General features: G+C 38.9%; 19 protein-coding genes and 1 pseudogene. 9 read left to right on the top strand and 11 right to left on the bottom strand.

What is annotated here, in order from left to right; genetic code table 11:
- The first annotated feature begins 189 nt into the window (after positions 1–189).
- Together HNR63_RS11525 and HNR63_RS11520 are read left to right on the top strand one after the other, a co-directional pair.
- On the top strand, positions 190–894 hold the full coding sequence (locus tag HNR63_RS11525) for a polysaccharide deacetylase family protein (RefSeq protein WP_085787892.1): 705 nt from the start codon (positions 190–192) through the stop codon (positions 892–894).
- Between the two features lie 84 nt (positions 895–978).
- A complete protein-coding gene (locus tag HNR63_RS11520) occupies positions 979–1,809 on the top strand; it encodes an aldo/keto reductase (RefSeq protein WP_181520790.1) in 831 nt (276 codons plus the stop codon).
- 27 nt (positions 1,810–1,836) lie between these two features.
- Here HNR63_RS11520 and HNR63_RS11515 read toward each other — a convergent pair whose 3' ends face one another.
- Positions 1,837–2,979 (bottom strand): TIGR04053 family radical SAM/SPASM domain-containing protein, encoded by a 1,143-nt coding sequence (locus tag HNR63_RS11515; RefSeq protein WP_181520789.1) that lies wholly within the window; start codon positions 2,977–2,979, stop codon positions 1,837–1,839.
- Between the two features lie 121 nt (positions 2,980–3,100).
- On the bottom strand, positions 3,101–3,925 hold the full coding sequence (locus HNR63_RS11510; RefSeq protein WP_181520788.1) for an undecaprenyl-diphosphate phosphatase: 825 nt from the start codon (positions 3,923–3,925) through the stop codon (positions 3,101–3,103).
- Positions 3,926–4,130: 205 nt separating this feature from the next.
- Here HNR63_RS11510 and HNR63_RS13940 point away from each other — a divergent pair, with 205 nt between their 5' ends.
- Positions 4,131–4,262 carry a hypothetical protein gene (locus HNR63_RS13940; protein WP_003395753.1) on the top strand — a complete coding sequence of 44 codons (132 nt, stop codon included), beginning with the start codon at positions 4,131–4,133 and terminating at the stop codon, positions 4,260–4,262.
- Between the two features lie 230 nt (positions 4,263–4,492).
- Positions 4,493–6,679: a catalase/peroxidase HPI gene (gene katG, locus HNR63_RS11505; RefSeq protein ID WP_425485175.1), complete on the top strand. Its 2,187-nt coding sequence runs from the start codon at positions 4,493–4,495 to the stop codon at positions 6,677–6,679.
- Positions 6,680–6,718: 39 nt separating this feature from the next.
- Here the strand turns inward: katG and HNR63_RS11500 are convergent, their stop codons facing one another.
- From HNR63_RS11500 to HNR63_RS11470, 7 genes are all read right to left on the bottom strand, one after another.
- Complete coding sequence (locus HNR63_RS11500) at positions 6,719–7,708, bottom strand: PD-(D/E)XK nuclease family protein (RefSeq protein ID WP_181520786.1); 990 nt, start codon at positions 7,706–7,708, stop codon at positions 6,719–6,721.
- Positions 7,709–7,746: 38 nt separating this feature from the next.
- On the bottom strand, positions 7,747–8,169 hold the full coding sequence (locus HNR63_RS11495) for a nucleotidyltransferase substrate binding protein (protein WP_181520785.1): 423 nt from the start codon (positions 8,167–8,169) through the stop codon (positions 7,747–7,749).
- A gap of 44 nt (positions 8,170–8,213) precedes the next feature.
- The gene (locus tag HNR63_RS11490; RefSeq protein ID WP_181520784.1) at positions 8,214–8,423 is read right to left on the bottom strand and encodes a hypothetical protein; all 210 of its coding nucleotides are present in this window, start codon (positions 8,421–8,423) and stop codon (positions 8,214–8,216) included.
- 47 nt (positions 8,424–8,470) lie between these two features.
- Positions 8,471–9,112: a tetratricopeptide repeat protein gene (locus HNR63_RS11485; RefSeq protein WP_246316789.1), complete on the bottom strand. Its 642-nt coding sequence runs from the start codon at positions 9,110–9,112 to the stop codon at positions 8,471–8,473.
- Positions 9,113–9,289: 177 nt separating this feature from the next.
- Positions 9,290–10,738, bottom strand: a complete 1,449-nt coding sequence (locus tag HNR63_RS11480; protein WP_181520782.1) for a M20/M25/M40 family metallo-hydrolase — start codon at positions 10,736–10,738, stop codon at positions 9,290–9,292.
- A 66-nt stretch (positions 10,739–10,804) separates the two neighbouring features.
- Positions 10,805–11,860, bottom strand: coding sequence for a tetratricopeptide repeat protein (locus HNR63_RS11475; protein WP_181520781.1), 1,056 nt, complete (start codon positions 11,858–11,860; stop codon positions 10,805–10,807).
- A gap of 26 nt (positions 11,861–11,886) precedes the next feature.
- Positions 11,887–13,809 (bottom strand): 3'-5' exonuclease, encoded by a 1,923-nt coding sequence (locus HNR63_RS11470; protein WP_181520780.1) that lies wholly within the window; start codon positions 13,807–13,809, stop codon positions 11,887–11,889.
- 180 nt (positions 13,810–13,989) lie between these two features.
- Between HNR63_RS11470 and HNR63_RS11465 the strand changes: the two are divergent.
- The 5 genes and pseudogenes from HNR63_RS11465 to HNR63_RS11450 all read left to right on the top strand — a co-directional run bounded on the left by HNR63_RS11465 (position 13,990) and on the right by HNR63_RS11450 (position 19,242).
- Positions 13,990–15,674, top strand: a pseudogene (locus HNR63_RS11465) (DUF262 domain-containing protein).
- A gap of 653 nt (positions 15,675–16,327) precedes the next feature.
- Complete coding sequence (locus HNR63_RS11460; protein WP_181520779.1) at positions 16,328–17,602, top strand: phospholipase D family protein; 1,275 nt, start codon at positions 16,328–16,330, stop codon at positions 17,600–17,602.
- A gap of 51 nt (positions 17,603–17,653) precedes the next feature.
- Positions 17,654–18,277 (top strand): IS21-like element helper ATPase IstB, encoded by a 624-nt coding sequence (gene istB / locus HNR63_RS11455; protein WP_246316788.1) that lies wholly within the window; start codon positions 17,654–17,656, stop codon positions 18,275–18,277.
- 151 nt (positions 18,278–18,428) lie between these two features.
- Positions 18,429–18,650 (top strand): IS3 family transposase, encoded by a 222-nt coding sequence (locus tag HNR63_RS13975; RefSeq protein ID WP_425485176.1) that lies wholly within the window; start codon positions 18,429–18,431, stop codon positions 18,648–18,650.
- Complete coding sequence (locus tag HNR63_RS11450) at positions 18,562–19,242, top strand: IS3 family transposase (RefSeq protein ID WP_181520778.1); 681 nt, start codon at positions 18,562–18,564, stop codon at positions 19,240–19,242. The genes HNR63_RS13975 and HNR63_RS11450 overlap by 89 nt, the downstream gene beginning before the upstream one ends.
- A gap of 228 nt (positions 19,243–19,470) precedes the next feature.
- Here HNR63_RS11450 and HNR63_RS11445 read toward each other — a convergent pair whose 3' ends face one another.
- Complete coding sequence (locus tag HNR63_RS11445) at positions 19,471–23,208, bottom strand: bifunctional RecB family nuclease/DEAD/DEAH box helicase (RefSeq protein ID WP_181520777.1); 3,738 nt, start codon at positions 23,206–23,208, stop codon at positions 19,471–19,473.
- A 185-nt stretch (positions 23,209–23,393) separates the two neighbouring features.
- Positions 23,394–23,660 (bottom strand): hypothetical protein, encoded by a 267-nt coding sequence (locus tag HNR63_RS11440; RefSeq protein WP_181520776.1) that lies wholly within the window; start codon positions 23,658–23,660, stop codon positions 23,394–23,396.
- Between the last annotated feature and the right edge of the window lie 173 nt (positions 23,661–23,833).

The following is a 23,833-nucleotide window of genomic DNA, read 5'->3' as shown; positions in this document are numbered from 1 at the left end:
GTGTTGGTCAAGGGCGAATCCGACTCCACCATCCCCTTTATTTTCCTTCAACAGGTCGCTCACAGGTGTTTTTCATAGAATTTTTGACGCTACCTGACCTAATTATCTTTATTTTACTACGTCTTGTATAGAAAAGAGAATGACAAAACGACTTTTTTCACATGATATATAAAAAAGCGGGGATGAAAAATGAACGTACTTTTCTTATTTTTGTCTTTGTTGCTCATCACGACAACACCTGTTCACCGAATACATGACGATATTGTTTGGAACGTGCCGACAAATGAAAAAATGGTCGCCATTACATTTGACGACGGGCCAGACATATTATACACTCCTGACATTTTAACGATTTTAAAACAGTATGACGCCAAAGCTACTTTTTTCGTCGTTGGGTTTCGTGCTGAAAAATATCCGGATATCATTAAGCGACAAATGAACGAAGGGCATGAAATTGCAAATCATACGTATAAACATCTTGATTTTCGCGGCAAATCTAAACAAACGATTGAGGAAGAAATAAAAAAAAGCGAAGATGTGCTATATGACATTACCGGAGAACGCCCGACGTTATTTCGTCCCCCACTTGGCTACTACAATAAGCAGATCATAGATATCGCCAAACAACGAGGTTATACTGTCGTCATGTGGTCAAAACATCAAGACACATATGACTGGCAAAACCCTGGGACGAGACGAATTGTCCGGCGTGTCATTGAACATATTCAGCCTGGACAAATTATTTTGTTTCACGATCACGGAAGCGGTAGTCGGAAACAAACTGTCCAAGCATTAAAAGAAATTTTACCGATTTTAAAAGAAAAAGGATATACATTTGTCACTGTCTCGGAACTATTAAAACATCATCCAAACTATCGTGATTTAAATTTGTAGCTCCTTCCATCTAAGCATATGTTTTGCTTTCTCATACACTCCATTTCATAATAAAAGGGAAAAATATTGGAAAGGAGCATGAGGATGAAAAGTTTACAAGATGCCGCAACGTTACATAACGGTGTCCGTATGCCATGGCTTGGCTTAGGGGTTTATAAAGTGCAAGAAGGCGATGAAGTCATTCGCTCTGTTCGCACAGCGCTTGAAGTCGGATATCGTCATATTGACACGGCTGCGTTTTATGAAAATGAAGAAGGGGTCGGGCAAGCGATTCGCGAGTCGGGCATTCGTCGTGAAGAAGTTTTTGTCACAACAAAAGTATGGAATTCCGATCAAGGATACGAATCAACATTAAAAGCGTTTCATACGAGCCTAAAAAAACTCGGCTTTGATTATATTGATTTGTATTTAGTTCACTGGCCTGTCAAAGAAAAATATAAAGAAACGTACAAGGCGCTCGAAAAGTTGTATAAAGATGGCTTCGTGCGTGCGATCGGAGTGAGCAACTTCCAAATTCACCATTTAGAACATATTCTTGCTGATTGCGAAATAAAACCGATGGTCAACCAAGTGGAGTTTCATCCACGTTTAACACAAAAAGAGCTTCTTGCGTTTTGTAAGCAGCATCAGATTCAATTAGAAGCGTGGTCACCACTTATGCGCGGCGGCGAGCTGTTAAACGAACCAACGCTTGTCGACATAGCACAAAAATACGAGAAAACACCAGCTCAAGTCATTTTACGTTGGGATTTACAACACGAAGTCGTCACTATTCCAAAGTCTGTCACGCCTCAACGAATTGCTCAAAACGCAAACATTTTTGACTTTACTTTAACAAAAGAAGAAATGGATGCGATTGACGCGCTAAACGAAAACCGCCGCATCGGTCCCGATCCGGATAACTTTGACTTTTAACATACATAAACCCGAACAGCGTCCGCATTAAGCGAACACCGTTCGGGTTTTTTCTTTTCTCATCCCTAAAGGAACATATACACAAAACGGTTCACTTTCCATGTAATCACCTGTGACTGCATAGGCGCGAGCGCGGGATCCGCCACAAACGTAGCGAAACTCACAAATGCCGCATTTTCCTTTATATAAGTCTGGTTGGCGCAACTGTTTCATCACTTCCGATTCACGATAAATATGCGATAACGGTTGCTCGCGTACGTTGCCGCATACGATCGGAAGCAAGCCGCTTGGCATGACATCTCCTGTATGTGAAACGAAAACGAAACCGTTGCCGTCATTGACGCCTTTTGGCGCTCGTTTTAAGCCGTCAATCATTGAAGCATGATCGGTCGTAATCGCATGCTCATAACGAATATCCCCTGCTTCAATTCGTTTTTCGCGCATTTTTTGTTGAATGACAACACGACGATAATGTTGTGCTGCTGTCGTTTTTATATCATACGGTGCCGTTTTACTTAACTCATACAACCAACGGAACACTTGTTCATGTTCCTCCGGGCTAATGCAATCGCCCATTTGTCCTCGCCCGGTTGGCACAAGTAAAAAAATGTACCACATTACTGCCTTTAACTCTGCAACTAATTTTGCCATTTGTTCTAAATGATCGTAGTTATAACGCGAAATGACTGTATTAATTTGTAATGGCATATGTAGCTCATTTAAATAACGAATGTTTTCAATCGTTAAATCAAACGAACCCGGTGTACCGCGAAATCGATCATGAATGTCAGCCGTCGGTCCGTCTAAACTAAATGCCCAGCGCGACAGCCCAATCTCTTTTGCCTTTTTCATTTTTTCTTTCGTCACATTTGGTGTCGCACTCGGTGTAATCGAAACGCGCATCCCTTTTTTCGTCGCATACGATGCAAGATCAAACAAATCTTCGCGCATCATACAGTCGCCACCTGTAAACACAAGCATCGGATTGTTCATTTCATATATGTCATCGATAAGCCGAAGCCCTTCTTCGTGCGTTAACTCACGCGGATCTGGGACAGGTTGGGCATCGGCGCGACAATGTACACATTTTAACTGGCAAGCTCTTGTCACTTCCCAAATGACGATAAACGGATTTTCGTTATAATCTACCGCACGCGCATGTTCATGCATATGTCATCACCAGCTTTTCGTGTTATTTTTCACATTCATTATAGACTTATTTTTTGACCATGCGTTCGTGCGTTTTTGACGATTTTTTTAAACAAAAAAATCTCCACAAAAATCGTGGAGATTACGCAAAATAAACCATATAAATAACTGCCGCAAGCACGATGCGATAAATGGCAAATGGCACAAGGCGAACGCGGTTAATTAAACGCAAGAAAAAGCGAATAGCTAACAACGCAAAAACAAAAGCACTAATAAAACCGACAATGAAAAATGGTAAAGCATCCATCGTAATGTACTGCCAGTTTTTTAACAACGAAATGGCGCTTGCTCCAGCCATAATTGGCACAGCCATAATAAATGTAAAATCGGCGGCAGCGCGATGACTCATTCCGACAAGTACGCCACCTGAAATGGTCGACCCCGAACGAGAAAACCCTGGCCAAAGGGATAAGCATTGGACGAGACCGACAATGAAAGCTTGCTTATACGTTATATCATCTACTGTTTGCGCTACTTTCGTTCGTTTTCCGAAACGGTCTGCTGCGATCATCAACAACGCTCCAAGCACGAGCCCAATGAGCACCGTTTCCGTCGAAAACAAATGTTCATCAATATAGTCTTCAAATAAAACACCTAACACCCCGGCAGGTAAAAGACCGATAAAAATGTGCATAAGCGTCAACCGCGGTCCTTTTCTCACTTCGCCTTTTCGTAAATAAAGCAATTCGAAAAATTTATCTTTAAACACTACAACAGCAGCTAAAACAGAACCGAGCTGAATGACGACTTTAAACGTATTCGCCCCATACTTTCCTAAAAAGTCGCTTGACTTTAGCCACATATCATCAACGATAATCATATGACCTGTCGATGAAACAGGCGCAAACTCTGTCACTCCTTCGACTAGCCCTAAAATGAGCGCTTTCATTAACTCGATTATATGCATGTATGTTCATCCTTTCTAAAACGGTAAAATATGTATAATCCCTTCCATTTGCCTACTCTATTGTACTACAAACCTTCCGTTTCTACTACATGTACATAAAAATCGTATCATTTTTTAAAATAATTATATAACAGTTGTTGATTTTTTTGTTTCTGTTATAATACAATATAACTAATAAAAGAAACGTGCGAAAGGAGTTTTGTTTATGGATATGTACACAAAAGCTTATCAAAGATACGTTGAAAAATGCAATGAGTTTGGAATCGAGGCGATTGACTTAATCGAATTTATTCGCAACTTAACAACTGAACAAGTGAAACATATGTTGCAACATTAAAGATTGGAGTGAAACGATGAACGTAAATGCGGACGTAGACGTATAAATCCCCCATTTTATTCTGCCAACAGAATGAAATGGGGGATTTTTATAATTTTTAAATAAAAATATCTTTTTTACTTTACTATCAAATATTAATTTAATATAATTCTAATATGATAATTATAATCACTATCATATGAACTGCTAGCATCATGTTTCATTTATATGTAGGGAAGGAGAATAAAAGAATGGAAAACAAATGCCCATTCCATGGAAGTGTGACGAGTCATACTTCAAACAAAACAACAAACAAAGACTGGTGGCCGAATCAACTAAACTTAAGCATTCTTCATCAACACAACCGAAAAACGAATCCCCATGACGAAACGTTCGATTATGCAGAGGAATTTCAAACACTTGACTATTGGGCGTTAAAAGAAGATTTACGTAAACTCATGACGACAAGCCAAGATTGGTGGCCTGCCGACTATGGTCATTATGGACCGTTATTTATTCGCATGGCTTGGCATTCTGCAGGGACGTATCGCATTGGCGACGGACGAGGCGGCGCTTCAACAGGCACACAACGGTTCGCCCCGTTAAACAGTTGGCCCGACAACGCGAACTTAGATAAAGCACGTCGCCTGTTGTGGCCGATTAAACAAAAATACGGCAATAAAATTTCTTGGGCGGATTTAATTGTGTTAGCTGGCAACGTGGCGATTGAGTCAATGGGTGGAAAAACGATCGGTTTTGGCGCTGGCAGAGAGGACGTATGGCATCCGGAAGAAGACATTTATTGGGGAGCGGAAAAAGAATGGCTTGCCTCAGAACGCTATACAGGCGATCGCGAATTAGAAAATCCGCTTGCCGCTGTTCAAATGGGGCTGATTTATGTCAACCCAGAAGGTCCTGATGGCAACCCAGATCCGCTTGCGGCGGCACGTGACATTCGCGAGACGTTTAAACGAATGGGAATGAACGACGAAGAAACAGTGGCGCTCATCGCAGGCGGCCATACGTTTGGGAAGGCGCATGGGGCTGGCGATGCGTCGCATGTCGGTCCTGATCCTGAAGCGGCTCCGATTGAAGCGCAAGGGTTAGGATGGCTTAGCTCGTATGGAAAAGGAAAAGGTCGCGATACGATTACAAGCGGTCTGGAAGGCGCTTGGACACCAACACCTACGCAGTGGGATAACAGCTATTTACAGTTGCTTTTTGAATACGAATGGCAGTTGACGAAAAGTCCAGCTGGTGCGTATCAATGGGAAGCGGTGAATTTAAAGGAAGAACATTTGGCGCCTGATGTAGAAGATGCCAATGTGAAAGTGCCACCGATGATGTTGACGACGGACTTAGCGTTGCGCTTTGACCCGATATATGAAAAAATTGCTCGTCGCTTTTATGAACATCCAGAAGAATTTGCGGATGCGTTTGCGCGCGCTTGGTTTAAACTCATTCATCGCGACATGGGGCCGAAAACGAGATATCTCGGTCCAGAAGTGCCGAAAGAAGATTTCATTTGGCAAGACCCGATTCCAGAAGCAGAGGTTGAATTAACGGATGCGGAAATTGAAGATATCAAAACGGAAATTTTACATTCAGGGTTAACGATTAGCGAACTTGTGAAAACCGCTTGGGCATCCGCTAGCACGTTCCGTAACTCCGATAAGCGTGGCGGAGCGAACGGTGCACGCATTCGGCTTGCGCCACAAAAAGATTGGGAAGTGAACGAACCAGAGCGACTTGCGAAAGTGCTTGCCGTTTATGAAGACATTCAACGCGCGCTCCCTAAAAAAGTAAGCATTGCTGATTTAATCGTACTTGGTGGCAGTGCAGCAGTCGAAAAAGCAGCCCGCGACGCTGGCTTTGACGTCCACGTACCGTTTATGCCTGGACGAGGCGATGCTACAAAAGAACAGACGGATGTGGAAAGCTTTGCAGTATTAGAACCGTTCGCGGACGGATTCCGCAATTATGAAAAGAAAAAATATCGCGTCGGCCCTGAGGAACTGCTTGTCGATAAAGCCCAATTGCTCGGCTTAACCGCTCCAGAGATGACGGTATTAGTCGGTGGCTTACGTGTGTTAGGAGCGACGTATCGCGATCTTCCTCACGGTGTATTTACAGATCGCATCGGTGTGCTCACAAACGATTTTTTTGTCAACCTCGTCGATATGAACTATGAATGGGTACCGAAAGAAGACGGCATTTACGACATTCGCGACCGGAAAACGAAGGCTGTTCGTTGGACCGCCACTCGTGTGGACTTAATTTTCGGCTCAAACTCGATCCTTCGCTCATACGCTGAATTTTACGCCCAAGACGACAACAAAGAAAAATTTGTCCGCGACTTTATTCAAGCTTGGGTGAAAGTGATGAACGCTGACCGTTTCGACCTTCGGAAAAAAACAAAAACATCGGTTACGATTTAAAGAAGAAAAAGCAGGTGGACGATCGTCTCCCCTGCTTTTTTATTGTGTAGTACGAACAACTGTTAATGCATCAAGCAATTTTTCAGCCCGTTTAAGAACATCGATCGTACTTGTCAAATCAAGTATCCCGTCTTTGTTTGTTACTATATAGTTTTCTAAAACAGCCACTGTCATATATCTTCCGTTTCCGAATCGGTTCGGCCGCTTCACATGTAGTCGAAAGTCACTTGATTTCTCGATCACTTTCTGGCACCAATTCGTGCGAAGATAGGATCTTTTCTCTTTGTCAGCTACTTCGACTTTAAAACATAACTTTTCTTGTTCTAACTGCAAATAGAGCTGACAATCGCCTCCATTTTTCCAACGCCACCAAAATCCATAAAAACCACCTTGTGGGTTAGAAACATAATCCCAATCCCCTAAAATACCCGCGTTTTGAAGTTCACTATAAAACCCTTGCCACCCAAGTCCTTTCCATTCATTTAAAGGGGCTGTTTTGTATTTGTTATAAGCTTCTTCAATCGATAACAGATGTTGATAATAGTCATTGAATATGGAATCTGTGATATTTCGTTTATATCCCTCTTGTAAAATCGCTAACATATCTTTCCGTAAAAACGGCTTGTACCCTGCGGCTTCCACTGTATCGTAATTGCTTTGATTTCCTATTTTGTAGTAGATAGGAAGTTGATAATGATACCCTCGCTTTTCTACCGCCGCACGATATCGCGCCAGTTGATCCGTATGATCGCGTGTATATGTTTTATCTTCTATGAGAATGGCATATTTATTATTTATAACAGCTAATATATCTAAACCATCGACCTGTCTAGTAATGGAAATGCGCTCGATGTTTGGACAAGGCTGTCCGTGCTTTTGAAATATCGCTTCAATAAAACTTTTTCCTATGTCATGCAATAGTGGATTTATCTCAGAAAATTCATGGTTTGCCCAATCGATTAACCAGCATAAAAAAGCATCTTGTGATAGCTCACTTGTGGCGTACGAAAATAAGTTAGGTTTATTCATCGTTTCTTTTCTCCTTTTGACATAACCGATATGTAAACTCATTTCTCATAAATAACGATCCCGTCACGCTCAATTTGCCGTGCGATTTCTTTATTCAATGAATCAAATTCATCAATTAGCGAACATTGACAGGCACTGTTCGCATGAGAACTTAACATATCGTTCCATATGTCAATATGTTCAATCCATCCTTCTTTAAAAGCTTGCCGATAGCACGCCCTCGGACTGTGTAATTCTAACCCAGACGCTTTAAAAATTTTCGACAACAACTTCCAAAGTTGGTCTTCGAGAATTTCATATTTCTTTACGATTGAATCTCTATATACTTCTTTCATTAACCCATCTTCCGCTGGAATTTGCTTAGAAGCAGCAATGACATTTTTCAAATGAAGCAATAAGCGAAACGCATATTGATATGACAGAACAATTGATTCTTTGTAGTTTTCCAATGAATGGCTCACATAAATACACTCCTTTCCACATGTTTTTATTACATTGTATTTTGCTATCTTTTCTGCTTTTTTCTTAGCTTCCGATCTTCCCACCACGTTTTCATGCCTATAAAAGCACCTGGAAAACCGAATACGACAAGAAACAAGCCGAGCACTCGGTCAAATGAGCCCGTCGGATCAGTTAGTCTAAAAATACCGCTAATCCCAAGCAGGAAAGATAAAAGACTAAACACAATTTGTGCAAATGCGTTGTTTATGTACATGTGTCTGTATCACACCCTTACTCTCTAATTTATATCGACTATGTTACTTAGAAAAACGTTCGGCGGTTTGGATGATTTTGTTGGTTTTCTAACGAACGAACAAGCACATACCGTTGAAGTCCACGCGAAGTAGAAATGGCTAGTTTTCCATATCGCTCAGCTTCTTTTTGATCGCCATTTCGAAACGCCCTTTCTGCTTCTAATACATAACAAAACGGGTGTTTTTTTACTTTCTGTTTCAAATTCTCGAACCGATCTTCCTGTCCGCGCAACAGGGCAATCAATGCTTGATTATAATAACGGGCTGTCTCGTTTTGAATGTCGCTCGCCACATGTTCTGCTTCCTCTAATTCTCCCTGCTCTATGTATATATGGACAAGGGCTAGCTTTTTGGCTTCTGCATAACCTTTCTTTAGTTGTTCGGCATATTGCTCAGCTTGTTCAAACTGCTTATGTACTAATGCTTTCGTTAATGCATAATATGGATGTTTGATTCTTTTTTTTACATAACCTTCAACTAAATTTACGTTTTTTGTCCAAAAAAGAATATACATGCGATAACAACCAATCCCTATAACAATCAGACTAATTATGCCAATTCCGATCGACTTAGGAAGTTGGACATTCAATACGTTTAGAAAAACTCCAGTACTTGCACCGACAAGCGCCCAAAAAAGTAAATTTTTCATCCTCATACACATCTTTCCCTTCTCATTGAAGCATACTTTCGCCTTTTGAATACTTTTTTCCATTTTACTATAAATTCTCATAGATCGGACATACAGTCACTAAATTTATTTGTCAAACTTTTTTACAAAACCAAAAAAGGACGCCTAGGCGACGTCCTTTTCGCAACGCAAAATCGATCATTCCATCTGCTTCGATTTCACTTTTGACACTCTCTCCACTTTGACAACTTTTCGATCAACACGACGTAAATCATTTCGACCAACATAACATAAATCGTTTCGATCAACACGACGCAAATCACGCAACATTCTTGAAAAGTCTCTCGATTGAGTAAGCACCGCTTGAATGAGTTGCACTGTTCCATAACAAGCATCCGTATCTAATCTTTCGTCGTCTGTATGTTCCCACTCGTATCCTGCAGATAAGTTTACGCTTTGAATGCCGTGTTCTGCCCAAATTCTCGTATCGCTACTTCCACCATCCGTACATGTCCAATGAGTCAATCCAATGTCACGAGCTACTTGTTCAAAAAACTGTCCGTAGCGAATATCGCAAAACGGTTGAATGGTGCCACATGATGTGACGATATCACCACTTCCCCGCCGATCAACAACAATCGCTGCATCAACGTCCCATAGAAAATATTCCTCTAGCTTCCGCGCTCCAACAAGTCCGCACTCTTCTTCTACGGTAAAAACAAATTTTATCGTTCCGTTAAATGCAGATGTGTCAAGCCATTTCGCCATTTCAAGCAACACCGCCACTCCAGCGCGATCATCCGCTCCTAAAATCCCTTCACTACTCGACCAAATCGCTCCTTGTTTCACAATTGTTCTTCCTGGCGCAAATGCTTCTACCGTATCTAAATGAGCGTTCAACAAAATCGTCGGTCCATGTCCTGTTTTGCATTTCTTTTGTGCCAACAAATTCCCATATCGATCCACTGTGATATGATCGACATACGGCTTCAGTTTTTCATACACAACTGCACGAATGTCTTCTTCATTTCCACTTTCCCCTGAGACGCTAAGCAACTGTTCAAGCTCTTGAAGGAAAAACATTTTTTGAATATACTGTTCTCCTTGTTCTAACCAATCGACTTGTACGTTCCGCATGCTCTCGGCAAGATCAAGAAGTCGTTCTCTGTTCATCCGAAGCGTGACCCGATGAGAATAAGGCGGTGATAAACGAACATTGACGTGTAGTGCACGGAACAACTGCATGACTTTCTCCATGTTTGTTTGGTTATCAAAATATATACGCGGTAATCCCTCCCCGTGACCATCACAGCAAGAAACGGTACGTAACCCCAAACGATTCAACTCACGAATGATACCGCTCATATACGTATCCAACTCAAACACTTTCGGCTCTTCTAGCCCTAGTATCTCGCTAACTCCGCGCCCACGAAAATCCACTGCTTCTAGCCATTGTTTTTCGCTAATCGGCGGATTATTAATCGTTAATACATCGTTCCAAAACGTATAATCGACATTCGCTACGTCCAAACTTTTCAATAAAAACTCGACATTTTCTTTCTTCTCATTTGTGCAAATAAACTCATTTGGACTTTTTTCCTCTAAAATAAAACCTTGACGAATAAATAATTGATTCCATGTTTTCATGGCGTCATCACTCCTTTTCGTTATTTACAACCTTAATATAAAAAAAGAGCGATGACACACATGTCATCACCATTCATCGTCAAACATAAACGTATAATCACTGCGATACATAATGATATAATCGACAAGACCGTTATAATAGTAGGCCGTTTCTCCTCGACATTGGCATGAGTCGATGATCAGAGGCACTCCAATACCACCTAGCTTTTCCCGAAGACGCTTTACTTTTTGAACGAACGTATTTGTAGGAATATCCCCATTCCGTCTCGATTGAAAAAATACCTCCATATCATATTTCGTTGCCGGACGCTCTTCGTTTGTTTCCACTAAAAAATAACAAAGCATTTCCGCAGGATCGCGTGGCAAACATACTTCCCTACCGTGATAAGATACAACATTTTCGCGATCGGAAAAATAAAGAACGACTGTATTTTTAGGAGGATTCATCATCACTTGTTCACATTGTTCTTTTGAACAATACTCTTTTCCGCTCGACGTCCATTTCGTAAATGCTTGCATCGTTAAAATAGCTTCGTTTCGCTGCAACCATTCATGCAAAAATGAAAGTTCCGCAGGTTTCTCTTGATCGCTTATATAATCAGGAAATTGCGCCACTAATTCATACGTTTTTTCCGCGATAAACAAGGCGCTATTCGCCAAATAAAGATGCGCATAATATAGCTGTCGTTCATTTAAACAAAACTCGCGATTTGAATACGTTTTTTGATATTCAAGCGCTTGTTCAAAATAGCGAAGCGCCTCTTTATAGTGCTGTTCGTTATACGTTAAAAACCCGAGACGATAATGGGCAATCGGATTTTTTGAATCATATCTCAACGCTTTTTGAAACGCTGCTTTCGCCATATGCTCGTCTTTTCTAAGCTGTGTTTTCAAATACGTTCCATAATGAATCAAATAACTCACGAGCTGTTTTTTCACATACTCAAACCCATGTTCCTCTTTTTCCTCTGCTGAACAACGGGATAAGTAACGGACCATGTTTTCATACACATCGACAATTTCATAATAAATCCAATCTTTTGCCTCGCCGCTATTTAACTCTTCAAGAAGCTGTTCTTCGCGGTCGTATAATTTATCTAAGGTTATTTGGGATCGTCTCATGAAATTCTCCTTTCAAAAGAACAAAGTTACGAACCATTTGCTTTTTCTTCCTTTTTCTTCTGCAATCTGCTCGTGCGAACTTGCTCGAAATACCGTGTAAATTCGGACTCCCCCGAATAAGACAAACATAAGTATTCTTTCGCCCTTGTCATGCCGATATACAATAACGATACTTCCCGTTCACGGTCTTCTTCGAGTGCAAATGGCATGTTGTCCACATTGACAATAAACACGGCTTGAAAATCAAGTCCTTTACTACTTTCAATTGTGCTAATTTTAACGGTTTCTTCATCGCGAGAAAATTTTCGCTTTGTTGTTTCATCTTCCGCGAGCCAATAATAAGGGATTTGCTCTTTTTTCAACGCCCGCTTAATGACATCGATTATGTTTTGTTTATGCGTTCGTTTCACTCGATACAAAATAAGCATTTCCGAATACGGCACGTTTTTCTCTTCATATAATCGCTTCATTTGCTTCGCAACTATTTGCATTTCTTGTCCAAAGTTCTCTGCTTTTACAATTGCCGGCTCTGGCCCTTTCCGCCTCGTACTTTGTGGGGCGATAATTTCTCCTTCGAACTCGCGTTGGGCCACTTTATTGCTTAGTACCGAATGCTCACGATAAAAATCCCACGCAAACTTCACAATTTGTGCCGTATTTCGATAATTAATCGTCAACACCTTGGAACGCCCTTGAAAACTTAATCCTGTATCTTGCACATATGATCGTTTTCGTCTATAAATTGTCTGCGCTCGATCTTCTACAAGAAGAAGCGATTGTGTTGCTGGATTCAACAATTTACTAATAAGCGCCAACCAGTCCGAAGAAAAATCTTGTCCTTCATCAACTAAAATAGCATCATACATTGGCAAAATTGCTTCTTTTTTATCAATTTTCTCTAATATATACGGAATTTGTTGTTCTGATATTTTTAAATCATATTTCAACCATTCATGAAAGTTACGGACAATAATTTGATCGCCTACCGTTTTCGCCATCCCATCTTTTTTCGTAAAGTCAAAATCAAATAACGAATCTGGTTCATGTAACATATGGTGGAGCATTTGCCGAATTCCTTGCGCGAGCGAAATATTATAACACAAAATTAAAATTTTCCAATCGGGATGTTGTTTCGCCAACAGCTTCGCTCGACTAGCTAAAATAAGCGTCTTTCCACTTCCAGCCACTCCACGAATCAAACGGTTTTTATCTCCGAGCTGCTTTGCTAGGTTTTCTTGATGCAAATCCATCGCTTTAATGTCATGAAGAGATAAAAGCACTTGATCTTGATATGGCGTAGGAGGGCGAAACTCCGCACTGATACGCACCTCTGGAAAAAGATGATAACGAATCGCATCGATTTCCTCTTTCGTTAACGATGTTCGCAATCGATACGGAACGACAAACATATTGCATATTTTTTCAAACAATACTTCTTCGCTAAACGTTTCTTTGTCCGGATCAATTTCATCACGCAACAGACAAAAATTCGGATCAACAACCGGATACAACTGCTTTTTCACTAAATCTTTTTGCGAAATTCGCGTAAACACAACTCCATAACCGTAAGGAAATTTCAACTGAAATTGATATTTCCCTTCTAAGTGAACTAAATTTTTATCTTTTTTTAACGCATTCACAATGTGAAACGCATTATCTCTCGCTTGCTTAAACGGGCTTTTTACCGTCGCCTGCTCGCCAGCGCTACTTACAATCGTCCATTCATCATTATTCAAATGAAGCAATGTCGATAATGTATAATCTTTTACCTCAAGCACAACAAGCCCTAAATCAGGACCAATAATGACAAAATCCGGACGTCTTCCTCGAATCTCCGGTTCATAATAGACAATATAGTCATCTGGCAAATATGTTTTTAGCGTTCGAAACAACAATCGCTCGCCCGCCGTCGCACTCGAACGAATCGTTTCCGGAATCGTGTACGCCATCTAAACCAGCTCCAGTGGAAAATAGGATTTTTGTACCATTATAATATAAAATAAGGGATTGGGGAGGGGGAATTTGGTGAGATATTAGAAGAATTACAATTTTGTTTAGACCTTTTAGAAAAAAAAGGTAGATAATATTATGAATTTAGTGTAGAATATCAGGAAGATGTGCACGAAAGGATGAAAAATAGTATGCGTACAACCCTTAATGCTCAAGAAATGCCTTTACATAAAATATTTAGCGACGATTTTTTATTCACTATTCCTTCAGTACAAAGACCATATTCTTGGACTATTGAACAAGCAGGTGAATTATTGGACGACCTTCTTGAGTTTATTGAACATCACGGTATTACTGAGAAAAATATCGAACAAATACCCGAGCCCTATTTTCTCGGAAGCATTGTCTTAGTCAAGGGAGAAAAACCAGAGGCTGAAATACTAGATGGCCAGCAACGTTTAACAACTCTAACTATTCTGTTATCTGCTCTTCGCAGTTATTTGCCATCTGAGTATGCAGATGAAATTGACGATCTAATTGTACAGAAAGGGAGTAGAATTCGCAAAATTGAAGACACATACCGTTTGCAGCTACGAAAAAAAGACAACCCTTTTTTTCGTAAATACATTCAAGAACGTGAAGGAATTACAAAACTAACGGATAAAACAGAAGTAAAAACAGATAGTCAAGCTCTTATTAGAAATAATGCCCTGTACTACCTTGAAAGATTTAATGATCTAGACGAATCTGTTCTAACAACTTTACCAAGCGTAATCGCTACCTTGTGTTACATGGTTGTAGTCTCTACACCTAATTTTGATTCGGCTTTTCGTATTTTTACAGTTTTGAACGATCGTGGGTTAGACTTAATGGTTACTGATATTTTAAAGGCAAAAATAATAGGAAAAATTTCCGAGGATGAGCAGGAAATCTACACGGAAAAATGGGAAGATATTGAAAGTTCTCTCGGTCGAGAACAGTTTAACGAACTATTTTCCCATATTCGCATGATTTTGCAGAAAAGAAAGGGAGCAGGAAATCTAAAAGATGAATACGAAAGTATTTTAGAAAATTTCTCTGGAGAAAAATTTATCGATGAAGTCTTAGTTCCCTATAGTGACATTTATATGAAGATAAAAAACTACAGAACCGAATTTGCAGGTGATGAAGAAGCAATAAAAATTCTAGAGTTTTTAAACCGTATTGACAATGTAGATTGGATTCCTGTGGCCATGTACTATATGTTCCTTAATGATGAAAAAATCTCTGAGTTTCTAAAATGCCTTGAAAGATTTGCCGCATCTCATATAATTTTGAGAAAAAACTTCAACTGGAGACAATCAAAATATTCTACTATCTTAAGAGAACTCGAACAAGGAAAAAGCCCATTTTCAGAGGACAGCACGCTAAACTTAACAAAAGAAGAAAAAAAAGAAGTGATCGAGGCACTGAATGGAGATGTGTATAAGAAATTAAAAGATGCTGCTAAGCGATATGTACTTTTACGTTTGGATTCCTTACTTTCCAAGGGACAACCATATTATAACTACAGCGTAGTTACAATCGAGCACGTTTTGCCACAAAACCCACCTAAAGGAAGCGAATGGACAAAAAACTTTCCTAATATCGAACAATACGTTCACAAATTAGGTAATTTAGTTTTGCTCACAGTTAAAAAAATTCTCGTGCTAAAAATTTTGATTTTCAACGAAAAAAGTCTACTTATTTCCAACTAAAAGACGGAATAAGCACATTTGCATTAACCACCCAAGTCATCCGAGAAAAAGAGTGGACACCCGAAGTTCTTGAGAGACGCCAAAAACTTCTTGTCAACTTACTAATTAAAGAATGGCGACTCGAATGACGATGATACCATTAATTTCTCCATAATCAAAGCACTTTCTAGGTAAGCATCAAATAGCCCATACCTGTTTGATATTATCCCTCTGGTGTGGACAGTTGGAAAAATGCCCATACTGTTATCAAAACACTGGGGGATTTGTTTATGTATGAAAACAAGCAAACCCCAAAATAGAAGACCACCTATTTCGTGAAATTTAAATGGAAGGCTGTTCAAATGTAAATCGAAGAAAGATTGGGATATAAGTGAATATGCTAAGAATTAGGGATTCCCTGCACAAAAACGAGCAGACTGTGGATAAAACATTACCATGAACAGGGTCTAAAAGGGCTTGAAGAACGGCGGGGAACATCCAAGTGTAACTGCTAAACTAAAGTGGACAGTTTCCGACAAATAAAATTGGACACTTTTCTGGAAGTTTCAGCGTAATCCCTGTCACTTGACATGGAGCCTCTGCATACAAGATATTTCCTAAAAAACGAGCAACAACAAGAATTAGCCGCATGAAACGAGGCTATTATGTACGCTACTCCATGTAAAGTGCACGCTTCTAACTGGTAAAAAACTGTTCACTTTAATCAATCGAATTCTGTCCTGTTTTATTTAGCAGTTACAACAAGTAAACGGAGGATTGGGAGTATAAAAAAGAAATAACGATGCAACAGAAAATGGAAGGATTAAAACAATATCTTGTTGAATTAGGCTTTAGGAAATGCTTGTTGCAAATTAAGGGTAAAAAGAGGTGTCAAACCATGTCAGTTCATTTAATTACCAATGATTTATTAGATCAATTTAATGAGTTGCTGGGTATGACTGAAGCGAAGCTCAATATTGTTTCTCCTTTTATTGGTATGCAGACTGCTTCTAGGTTGGCGGATTGGCTTATTCAAAATCCTAATGTAAAATGTAACATAATTACCCGATTTTATCGAGAAGAGTTCATTGAAAATGTCAGTAGTGTCTTTGGTTTTGAAAAGTTACTGCTCGCTGGGGCGAAAATATATGCTTTGATAGATTTACATTCTAAACTGTATATGTTTGATTCTCACTCTGTCATTATTGGTTCGGCAAACTTTACTCACGGCGGTTTTGTATCAAACCATGAGATTGCTGTTTTACTGAGCAATGAGCCAGAAATTGCATCCAAATGTATAGAATACTTTGATGATTTGTTATCAAGGATTGAAAATGCAGGGGGCGGTTTGGTTACACAAGAGTGGATTGATGAGGAAAAAGAGGCAATTCGTAAAACAGCCCCTAATAGAAAGGATAAATCCGTTACTTACTCAAATGAAGCAAAAAAAGGTGTGAAGCTTTCTAAGATTGTTAAACTAGATTCTTTTGAAGAATTTATCCAAAGTACGCCAAAGATTAGCTTAACACAGGAAGAAGTTTGGCTGAAATTTGAGGGGACTGGGGAAGACCGCATTCCTAATCATTTGAATTACCAAGAAATGAAGGGTGTGCGGAAAAGAGACCTTAATCGAACGTTTTTTCCAACAAGACCAAGCGGTATCAAAAAAGGTGATTTGTTATTTTTGACTATTGTTAGCTACGATGAAAACAATCAACCAACTCCGATGATTGTGGGGTATGCTCGAACAGATGGATATCATCATGAAAATGTTGCTGGCGCTAGTGAAATAAATGAAGAACCTTGGAAAGAAAGGTTTCCATACTATGTAGAGTTTACGGAGGGTAAAGCTATCAAGGCTCCAATGAAGAATGGCATTCGTTTAATTGACTTATATGCTAGTCTTGGAAAAGCAACATATCCTTCATTACAACAAAAATCAAATGTTAGCTTAAAAACATTACACAGTATGCATTTTAGAAGGTCACATATTCGTGTTACAAGTGAAGCGAGAGACTATCTGATGAAAGAGTTAGATAATCTGTTTACTAAATATGGGTATGTTCAGCTAGGATAAGTATCAATAATAGTAAAGAGAGATAAGCTTTCCATTTGATACATTTTCTACTTGCCAAAAACAGCAGAAGTACAGGCAAGAGAGGAAAATCAAAGAGAGCGAAGGCTCAAACAAGCTGCCTTTCCCATCCACAAAACTTTAGACACCTATGATTTTACTTTCATGCCGAGCTTAAATCGAAATCGATTTCTCACACTCGCAAAAGGTGAGTTTGCAGAGCGAAAAGAGAATGTTATTTTTCTAGGGAATAGTGGCACAGGGAAAACCCATTTGGCCATTGGGCTTGGAATCGCCATGATCCAAAATGGCTACAAAACAAAATTCATTACTGCTTCCGAGTTAGTGGAAGAGTTGCTTATTGCTAAAGAAGAGCAAAAACTTGGTGCGTTTGAGAAGAAGTGGCTCATGATCATCGTAGATGAACTGGGATACATCCCCTTTTCCAAAATAGGGGCAGAGCTATTATTTCAGTTCTTTTCCAATCGCTATGAACGTGCAAGTGTCATCATTACAACAAATCTTGAATTTGTAGAATGGACGAGCATTTTTGGGGATGAAAAGATGACAGCAGCGTTGCTTGATCGGCTCACTCACCGTTCGCACATTCTTCTTCTAAACAGAGAATCTTATCGATTCCGTCAAAGTATGAAACAGAGGGAAAATGGGGAGTGGTAGCCAGATGCGAGAAGTGTTTGGATGACTTGCCCCTAGGGGCAAGTCATCCAAACACCCACTATCTCCCATTTATGGGGACTCTGATTCTAAAAGTGGCTCACTTTTGAAGTGATCGCACTGGCTCAATTTATTATTGACAAAAACAGCGAAGATGTGTGAAGTTCTAGGTGTTTCAAGAAGTAGATACTGTGCATGGGCCAAACGGCCAGAAAGTCAACAAAAGAAAAGACAGGAAGCGTTGAAAAAGCAAATCAAAAAGATTCATATCGAGTCAAGAGAAACGTATGGCAGTCCAAAAATCACAAAAATCCTTCAGAAACAAGGGGTCGAGGTATCTCAAAAAAACGGTCGCCAGTATCATGAAAGATGGTGATATTCGTTCAAAAACAAAGAAAAAATATAAGGCAACCACGAACTCGAAGCATCATTTGCCTGTGTATCCCAACTTATTGAATCAGCAGTTTGAAGCAGATGAGCCGAATCAAGTATGGGTGGCGGATATCACGTATATTTGGACGAAAGAAGGCTGGCTGTATTTAGCATCTATCATGGATTTGTTTTCTCGTAAAATGGTAGGATGTTGTCTTTCCGAGCGTATGACAAAGGAGTTAGTGATCAAAGCATTTCACCGGGCCATCCATCAGCGAAATCCTCAACCAGGTCTGATTCACCATTCGGACCAAGGGAGCCAGTATGCATCGAATGAATACCAAGCCATGTTGAGGCAATACGGAATCCAGACGAGCATGAGTCGAAAGGGAAACGGTTATGACAACGCATGTGCGGAGTCGTTTCACAGCATCATTGAACTCATTTTCCACGAAACCTTTACGACAAGGAAAGAAGCGAAACAACGGATTTTTAAATACATTGAGTGTTTTTATAATGCCGAGCGAATTCATTCCGCGAATGAGTACATGTCTCCGATGAAGTATGAGAAGATGTATCAGCAAGGAAAAAAGTAGCAACGCTTCTCTCCGTAAATCACGATATAAGGGACATTTCTCCTCTTGAGAAGGGGGAGGGTTTATCAAACCGTTCTCCTTCTCAAGAGGCCACTAAACGAAGTGCGGTAGTAGGGTTTTAAAATTTTTCTCGATTTTACGTGTCTATTTTCTTGACATAATACCAAACCCGTGCTCCATTAACCATGACAGGCACCTTTCATTAATAGTATAACGAGTGAGAGGATGTTACTCCCCAACCCGATATACATTTAACGTTCCACCATCTATCTCAAATGTTACTTCTTCTCCATTTTCCATGGAATATTTTTCGAGATTAATCATAAAGTTTACCCCTTCGTTATATTCGTCATTGCTTATAACTTGCAAAGTCGGAGACATAAGTTGCCTTGAAAGAAAAATAATTGTTTTCTTTTTTGCACGTGTAAGAGGAACATTCAGACGATTTAAGCTATAAATAAATTCTCCTTCCATGATCGCCAATTCAGGATCGGAAACACCGTAACTAATAATGGCTACATCTGCTTCTTGCCCCTGCATCTTATCTACCGTACCTACAAAAAACTCTGGACGTAAACCTTCATTTTCTAAGCTTCTTCGAATAGCACGAATTTGTGCGTGGTGAGGAGAAATAATAAAGACACCTTTATTCCAAAACTTCTTGTCTCCACAAGTATTGTCTTCATATAATTCTCCATTATCATCAAGTAATCGTTCCCTTAAAACTTTCGTTATTTTCGCTACCCATTGTGCCTCTCTCTCATTTTCCTGTGTTCCTCGAATACCATCATAAACACATACAGTCAGGGGATAATTAGGATCGATAATTGTTTGAATCCACTCGTCTATCGTAGATTCGTTATCCAGTTTCAATGTCTGGGTCGCAATTTTTTTATCAAATGCCGTATACTGAGGACCGTAAATTATTTTTGCTGGATACCGACAAAGTACCTCATTCATACGGAAATTGTCAGTCAATTGACAAGTAAATTGCTTTTCTTTATCCTCTTCAAACAACAGACGGAAAATCGATTCAAAAATAAATGGTTCTCCTTCACTCACTTTGTATTTTCCTTTTATAATCGGTGGTAGCTGAAAATGGTCTCCAACAATTAATAATCTTCCTACATCTTTCACATGACTCAATGCTAGAAGTGAATCAGCAACACGAACCTGCGAGGCTTCATCTAAAACAACTACATCGAAATCTTCCTCAATTTTTCGCTTATCATACACTCTTTGAATACTGTATAAAGTAGCTCCAAGAATAGAGTGTTGGTCACTTGCTAACCATTGCTCTAAGTCATTATCTAGCACCTCATCTATTCCCTTCGCTTTTTCTGTTTGAATTGTTCCAAGTTTTGCGAGATTAATATTTCCTTCTTTATTCATCTCCCTTACCTTTTGCAAGCAGTTTTCAATTGCTGCATGAGTGAATCCAGAGATAAGAATGTTTAATTTTCGTCCCATTTTTTCGTAAATTCTCATTAACAATAATAGGGCTGAAGCAATGAAATGTGTCTTCCCGGTACCAGGCGGTCCCCAGACAAGCGTTAGTGTATGGTTTAAAAAGCGAGCAAATGCTTTGCGTTGACTTCTCGTTAGACCGCTAGAACGAAGCATCGCTTTTACTTCATTAACATCCCATTTTTTCTTAAATTTTTTGGAGTAATTGATTGGTTGATTTAATAAGCCTAAAATGCGATGAGATTCATCGTCGAGCTTTTTTAATGTTTGTAGAACACGTGAACTTATTCTATCAGTATAACGGAGCGATAGTAAATAATCATTTCCTTCAACTAGCTCGAAGCGATGGAGCCTAGAGATATCTAATTTAAGCTCGACATTTTGACCATTGCGATTAATCTCTTCTATTTTTGTAAAATATAAATTTGCATTTTTTGGCTCATACCATACATTACGATATTTGTAGTCATAAAAAGTGTTTTGTGTTAATTCCCCTTCGTAACTTTTTTCTGTCAAAATCCAGCTAGCTTTTTCATCTATTTCTTGTGCAACTTGAACGTTATTTAACCTAAATCGATAAGAACCAAGATATGTTAGATACAAAGTCGTTCCGTTTTCTAGACGTTCTTCAAGTGGTAGAGCTCTTTGTTGTCGAATTTCTAAGTAGTTTAAAAGCGTTTCATATCTCGTCATAAATGCTAGTTTCGAAACAAGCGGATGTTTATATTCATCCATAATTGGAAAGTGAAATTTTTCTGGCCAAGCAACAAGCAGCGAATTTCCGCTTTTATCTTTTGCCAATGCACGAATACCATTAATCACACTATTTGCCAGCCAAAGACGACGATTTAGTTCTGATTTTACCCATTCAATTTTTTCAACTTCTCCGTTTTCCCATATTTGGTGCAAAAGATCTGCCTTCATTACATTTGTTAGTTTAAAAGAAAAATAGTCCTTTGCCTTAAAAAGAAATGGTGAATCACTATGTGATGCAATATATGCAGATAAATCTTCTAATCGGTAAGCAACATGAGCAGGCAGGGCAAACAAACGGCTTACAACTGTTGTAAGTACGACAATAGGAAATGGAATCATATCTTCTGGATGTTCATTCGCACTTGATAACAAATCACTATGAAAATAGAAAAGTAAATGAACCGCTTTTCCCTGATATTGTTCACTCAGCAATAAATCATTCAAAATAAGAAGAATATTTTCCCACTCATAATTGTCAGTTACATAAGCCTGTACTGACTTCTGCAAGCTCCATTCTTTATTCGCATTGTAATCGCGAATTTTTCGTAACATATCATATAACGCATCAACAAACTGTTTACCAATAATCTCACACTCTTCCATCGTTGTAGCTATAAAATGGGAGCTTTCAATCCCTTTTTCAAAGATATCTTTTCCTCCATAGCGATAGATAGAAGCCGCGAAGATTTTTCCAGAAACTTGGTCTCGCTGCGCTGTTAAAATAATCCGTATGTTTTCTCCCTTTGGCATATCAGTTGCAAAACTATTGTATGGAATGACTTCTTCATTCATAATAGCTTGGAGCTGTGTTTCTAACCGCATCACCCGTTTTTTCAACCCTGCACTTTGCAAGAGTAGTTGTTTATTCTCTCCATTTTTAATAAATTCAGAAAACTCTTCTATTGTTTGCGGCAAATTTTGTTCACGAATAAACTTTGAAGCATAACTTGACAAATATGGAATTAATGATACATGAGACTCTGCTTTCGCTTTTTCTACACAGTAATCATAAAAATTACACCACTCACAGCGATAGTCTAGATGCCAAAACAAATCATCGAAGCTTTTTTCGACGATTTCTTGTAGCTGAACAGCTAAAAAATGTTCTAGATGTGGAAGTAGGTTTTCAATGTTTGTGTATTGCGGAATTTCACTGCCATACATCCAAATCCCTGTTTCCTTTAAATCGACTTTCCCGCTAATTCCATGTTCCTCCAAAAAAGAAGCTAAAATTAACGCATATAATGCCGTTTGTATTTTATGAGAAATTTTCAGCACTTCTGAGGATTTAATATCAATAATTCTGAACTGCAACCCTTCTTCAGTGAAATTGCATTCTATCAAATCTGGACGGCAAACAGTAAAACGAATTTTCTTTGATTGAATACCATATTTTTTATAAAAACGTGATGGCACAACAATCGATGGTTGATAAATATATCGTTTACTTGGTTCTTTTAACTCAGCGACAACCTCTTCAATGTCTAAATAACATTGTGATAAAGAGGCACTATTTGATTGATTCCCCAATTTTACTTGACCATCTAAATATTTAGAGATAACTGTTTCCTCCCACTCAATCCCACCTTTTAGTACTACTGAATTGATGGATTGTTGCTCAAAAAGTTCTTGTGGAACATCTAAATTGCGGCGCAAATCTTTTGAAAGAGAGTGAAAATAAAAGTTTCTTTCACACTCATGATAAAAATAACTTGCTATTTTTGAAGGAGAAACATTAATCATGTATAACACCTTTCTTATTAAATATTATTTAAGTAGTGATGTAAAATTTAACAACATTTACATTCATTTTATTACTAAAATAAAACAAACGCTAGATGGATTTTGGCGTTTGTTACTACGAGTTATTTAACCACAATAAGTAGCACTACAAGCTATCTAAGTTATTACATAGAATTCTAGTAATTTTAATACTTATAAGTTGCATCGCTATCTTTAGTTATGAAAGGATAATGATGTCTTTCCACATCAGTTCCTTTTATGATATGATATCCCATTTGGCTGGCTCCTGCCATTTCTGTTGCAGCTAGTTTTTTTGCTTCAACTAATGGGTCGACAATTTTGTTATTACCTTTGACTTCGACAATCAACCATGTCCCATCTTTTTTCTTGATTAAAAAGTCTGGATAATATTTGCGTACAAGATTTGATTCTGGATCAATATCGATGTCCATTACGAAAAACTAAATACCGCTATTAGATTTATCTTACTACAATAATTCAAAGCAACATGTCAAATATTATCGAAAATATTTAAATTGGCTTTTCAACAAATTTCCCTTTTGTAAAAAACATGGCTGTTGTCAAGTAAGTATTATGACAATAAACACTTACATCACACGATTAG

Source organism: Anoxybacillus ayderensis (assembly GCF_013761015.1).
Classification (GTDB): domain Bacteria; phylum Bacillota; class Bacilli; order Bacillales; family Anoxybacillaceae; genus Anoxybacillus; species Anoxybacillus ayderensis.
Note: the sequence above shows the minus strand (reverse complement) of the source record. Positions and strands in the feature narration are given on the sequence as shown.